This is a genomic window from Pseudomonas protegens (assembly GCF_003732485.1).
In the GTDB taxonomy this organism is placed as follows: Bacteria; Pseudomonadota; Gammaproteobacteria; order Pseudomonadales; family Pseudomonadaceae; genus Aquipseudomonas; species Aquipseudomonas protegens_B.
The window spans coordinates 100,589-105,283 of record NZ_MOAK01000045.1 but is presented as its reverse complement, the minus strand read 5'-3'; the positions used below and the strand labels follow the sequence as shown (position 1 = coordinate 105,283).

The window sequence follows — 4,695 nt, the reverse complement described above, 5'->3', positions numbered from 1 at the left end:
CTTGGGGAGCTGGTGGTGGGCTTTACCCTTATAATAATACGATGAGCGGGCTATGGCGTGACTGGGCGGCTTTTGTTTGGAGAAAAGTCACAAAGGCAGGAATTGGCTTCGCGCAATGCCAACCGGGCGTGGGCAGACCTCCGTTTAAGTATTTTGTAGATGCACGATTTAATGCTGTTCGTTACAATAGTGCAAATGAAATTGCCTTTAATATTAAGTATCCCGCTGCTTATGCAAGCACTGTTCATAGTGCAGTCAATGGGAATAACTCCCCACCACCATTAACTACACCGTTGCTCGTACTGAACCCGAATAACGCTCTAGGTAAGCCCAATAACCAATTTGCGACTATGGTAGTTGCAGGCGCGCTTACCTTAGATTTTGGTTCCGACATACCCAGCTCTGACGGCCTCGTTGTTTTTGATCAAGGTCTTGCCCTCAATGCAAAAGTTGAGTTCTTCCGAAGCTCTGGTGCTCTAATAGGGGCCTCCGTAGACCTTTATCGACGGCAAACTGTTCCACAAACATCCATTGCTATGCCCCCAGGGTGGCCGTACCGCTTTGTCCGCATCACTGGGCTTGGAGCTTTTGGTATAGATGCTATATCCGCGTCTAAAGGTCCCTGATTCCGTACCTGAACCCCTGCAAAACGTCAGCCCAGCCAATCGGTTGGGCTCTTTTCGGTATGTGTAGTAAAAAGAAGTACGTTCGTGAACAGGCTAAAGTTGAATTGGTCTTTCGAGCTAAGGCTGATTCGCCGGTACTAGGGCGTTACCCTTGCTGCGCAGCGGGCCGGGCTTTCGTGCTGCGCATCGAGCCAGGTCAAACAGCCGACCTGTCTCGCCCCTTCGGGCATCAATCCCTAACCCCTCCGGCCTGACGGCCTGCGCGCTTTGCTTGCCGGCAGAGCAACAGCGAGTATTCGTTCCGAACACTCACGGCGGTTTTCAACCGCCGTTTGCAGCGCTTCGCCCTGCAATCAAGCCGTGTTCATGTCGTCTGCGCGATCGGGTGTATGCCTCGCTGATTCTCTTTCGCCTGCACTAACGGTAGATCGGCCGTGCCGCATTACAAGGGTGCGGCTACGCCCTGCATCCTCCCCCGTTCAGACTCGCTGCGCTCCCTTAGCTGCGGCCTCGGATTCCGCCCTTGCAACGCTCCTTTCCCGGCCAATCGACCTTGTGCCACGGCGAAAGACACTCAGCGAAACAATGTTCACAACCCAGGGGGAAAACGACATGAATCACTCAGCACAGCCAAATCAAAAGCCGGCTCAAACATCTAGCAAAGCAATGTCGAAGGGCAAAAAGCCTGTGAAGGCACGCGATATACCTGAAAACTCCAAAATCCGCGATTATCCGGCCGCGGCGGTGGTTGCCTACTGCTACCAGTCAAACAAAGGCCCTGCATTCGTCACGTACAAGGGGCGCCAGTCCAAGCCTTCCCATTGCATCGTCTTTCCGGATGCTGATTACCGTGATCGCACTCTTGCTGACTATGTGGCCCAGGAAACTGAGCGCGAAGACTTCAAGCGTGCCCGTCTACAGACTGCGCATGAGCTGGTCGAGGGCGACATCATGGTTAGCGTGTGGGGCTACGAGCAGACAAACGCGAGTTTCTTTCAGGTTGTCCGTGTGCCGTCCGACCGTGGTGTGGTAGTGCGTTTGATCCGTGCGAACGTGACAGAGAAGAGTGATCAAAGCATGACCGGGCACAGTGAGCCGAAGCCGGGCGAGTTCGATCACGATGCAAAAGAGGAAATGCGCCGGGCGACTGGCAAGCACCCCATTACCGCCGGCAAGCGTTGGCATGGCGATTTGCACAAGTGGGACGGTAAGCCCGTCCGCGTGACCTTCTACGGTTGATCCAGATGCTCCGCAGGCGGGGCCCTACTCCAATTTTCCGTGAACACCACGGCATGCGGGCCTGTAAGCTATTCAGGAGGTCCGCTGCCAACTCTCTCAGGATCGTTCGTGATTCGTCACCAATCCTGATAGAGAGCCCCATGACTGGATCCGTCCCCTGAGCAACATCCTTTCGCCCTGGACAATTCAAACACCTGATCCGCGTAGCATCCGTGACTGGCCGTCTGCCAGAGCGCGACGTAATGCTGTTGTGGCTCACACACACTACTGGCGTTCGCGCTCATCGAGCTGGCTTGCCAGCGAAGGCGTCAGCCCAGACGCTGCATGGCTTGCGGGCCTCTTCGCCGGCAAGCCGGCTCCTACGAAAATCCAATACCAATACCAATGCGTATGCCGAAGACCGAGGGCGAACCATCAGGTCGATGCTGGCGCTGCGGACAAAAAAATCCCCGCCCCGGTGACCGGGGCAGGGAGGGGTTCAACTAGGGGGAATCAGAAGCTGTATTTGACGTTGAACATGACGTTGCGCGGGTCGCCGTAGTAGATCGAGTTGTAGGTGCCGATACCGCTGTAGTAGTTGCGGTCGAAGACGTTGTTCAGGTTGACCGTGGCCTTGAGGTTCTGGTTGAAGTCGTAGCTGCTCATCAGGCCCACCACGGCGTAGCTGGCACGGGTGAATTTGTGGCTGGGCAGTTGGTTGTAGGCGGCATCGACGAAACTGTTGTCGACGAAGGAGGTCGAGCTCTGCCATTGCATGTTGCCGCCTACGGTGACTTTGTTCAGTTCGCCAGGCAGGCGATAGGTGGTGGCTACCTTGAACAAGTGCTGTGGCTGGGTGGTGGCCACGCGTTTGTCATTGGCGTCGTAGGACTCCTGGTAGACGTAGCCGGCGTTGACGTTCCAGTCCGGCAGCACTTCACCGGCCATTTCCAGTTCGATGCCGTTGGTGGTGGCGCCCTTGATCGCGCGCATGGCCTCGAAGCCGTCAACGCCCATGACGCCTGCATTCTCGCCAAGGTTGTCCTGCTTGAGCTGGAACAGCGCCAGGCTGGCGTTCAGGCGACGGTCGAAGTATTCACCCTTGATCCCCACTTCGTAGCTCTGCCCGGTCAGCGGCTCCAGGGACTTGCCGCTTACGTCCAGGCTGTAGGGCTGTGGCTTGAAGATGTCGGTGTAGCTGGCGTAGACCGTGTGGTAGTCGTCCAGGTCATAGGTGATGCCGGCATAGGGAATGACTTCCCCGGAGTTGGTGGTGGAGATGCGCGGCAGTTGGCGCAGGGCGTTGACCCGATCGATCTGCCAGTCGTAGTCGGTGACCCGGGCGCCGAGTATGAAGTTCAGGGCGTCGGTGGGCTTGAGGATCACCGCCGCGTAGGAGACTTTCTGGGTGCTCTTGATGTCGAAGGTCGACCACCAGGCCCAGTCGGTCGGGTAGGGCATGCTGTTGTTCCAGTTCAGCACGTCGTCGATGACTTTGGTGGTGGTGCCGTCGATACGTTTGGAGCGGGTGGTGGCGTGGGAATAGTTGTAGCCCAGCACCAGTTCATGGGTGCGCCCAAACAGTGAGAACGGGCCCTTGGCATAGGCATCGAAGGACTTCTCGTCGCTGTTGGAGCCGAAGTTGGCCACGCCGCCCGGTGGCAGGTAGCCATAGTCCTGGCTGTTGTCGAGATTGACGTGCTCGCTGGACATGCCGGCGATGATTTCCCGCGAGGTGTACTTGCGCGTGTTGACCGTCGCCTTGAAGGTCCAGTCGTTGTCGAACTGGTGATCGAGGCCGACAAAGGCGTGCTGGGTTTCCTGGTTGCGGTAGGCGAACTTGTCCGCCGGGTTGGTGGAACGGGAGAACTTGATCCGATTACCGTTCTTGTAGAACACCGGCAAGCTGGTGTTGGTCGTGGCGTCGTTGTTGTTCTTCTGGTAGTCGTAGCCGACGCTGAGGGTGGTGGAATCGCTCAGGTCGCCTTCGAGAATGCCGTAGAAGACATTCTGTTCACCTTTCTGATAGTCGATGAAGCTGTTGCGCTTGCCGGTGCCGGCCACCATCCGTCCGCGTATCGCACCGCCTTCCACCAGCGGGCCGGAAACGTCCACTTCGCTGGTGTAGCGGTCCCAGGAACCGGCGCCGGCGGCGACGTGGCCCTGGAATTCCCGGGTGGGGCGCTTGCGCACCATGTTGATCACCCCGGACGGATAGCCGATGCCGTTGACCAGGCCGGTGGCGCCCTTGAGCACTTCGATACGGTCGTAGATCAGGGTGTTGCCGATGCTGTAGTTGTCGCGGATGTTGCCGCCGTCGGTGCCCAGGCTGGGAATGCCGTCGTACTGGAAGTTCTGGATTTCAAAGCCCCGCGAGTAATACACGTAGCCTTCGGAACTCTCGCGGTTGACCGTGATCCCGGGGGTTTGCTGCATGACGTGCGCCAGTTCGGTCAACCCTTGGTCATCCATCTGCTGGCGGGTGATGACGCTCACCGACTGCGGCGTTTCACGCAGGGACAAATCCATGCGCGTAGCCGAGTTGCTTTGCCCGGTGGTGTAGGAACCGGTCCCCTCAGTGGTGCTCCCCAGCCCCTGAGTGGAAATGTTTGTGGTCCCCAGCTCCACAGTCCCACTGCTTTGCGCCAGGGTCACGGTGTTGCCTTGCCGCTGATAACTCACCCCGGTCCCCCGCAGCAGTTGCGACAGGGCCTGGTCGGGCTGCAACGAGCCCTTGATCGCCGTGCTGCGCTTGCCCTGGACGCTGTCCTGGTTGTAGAGCACTTGCAGGTCGGCTTGCTGGCCGAATGTCTGCAAGGCGCTGCCCAGGGACTGTGCAGGAATATCGAAA

General features: G+C 58.0%; 3 protein-coding genes. 2 read left to right on the top strand and 1 reads right to left on the bottom strand.

Annotated features, from left to right (window positions below; all coding sequences use genetic code 11):
• Positions 1-626 (top strand): hypothetical protein (locus BLX41_RS33610; protein WP_221179201.1); only part of this gene is annotated, 626 nt, incomplete at its 5' end.
• Between the two features lie 612 nt (positions 627-1,238).
• Positions 1,239-1,865, top strand: a complete 627-nt coding sequence (locus tag BLX41_RS11400; protein WP_221179200.1) for a hypothetical protein — start codon at positions 1,239-1,241, stop codon at positions 1,863-1,865.
• A 492-nt stretch (positions 1,866-2,357) separates the two neighbouring features.
• On the opposite strand, the gene BLX41_RS11390 is transcribed toward BLX41_RS11400, so the two are convergent.
• On the bottom strand, positions 2,358-4,695 hold a 2,338-nt coding region (locus BLX41_RS11390), incomplete at its 5' end, for a TonB-dependent siderophore receptor (RefSeq protein ID WP_148059708.1).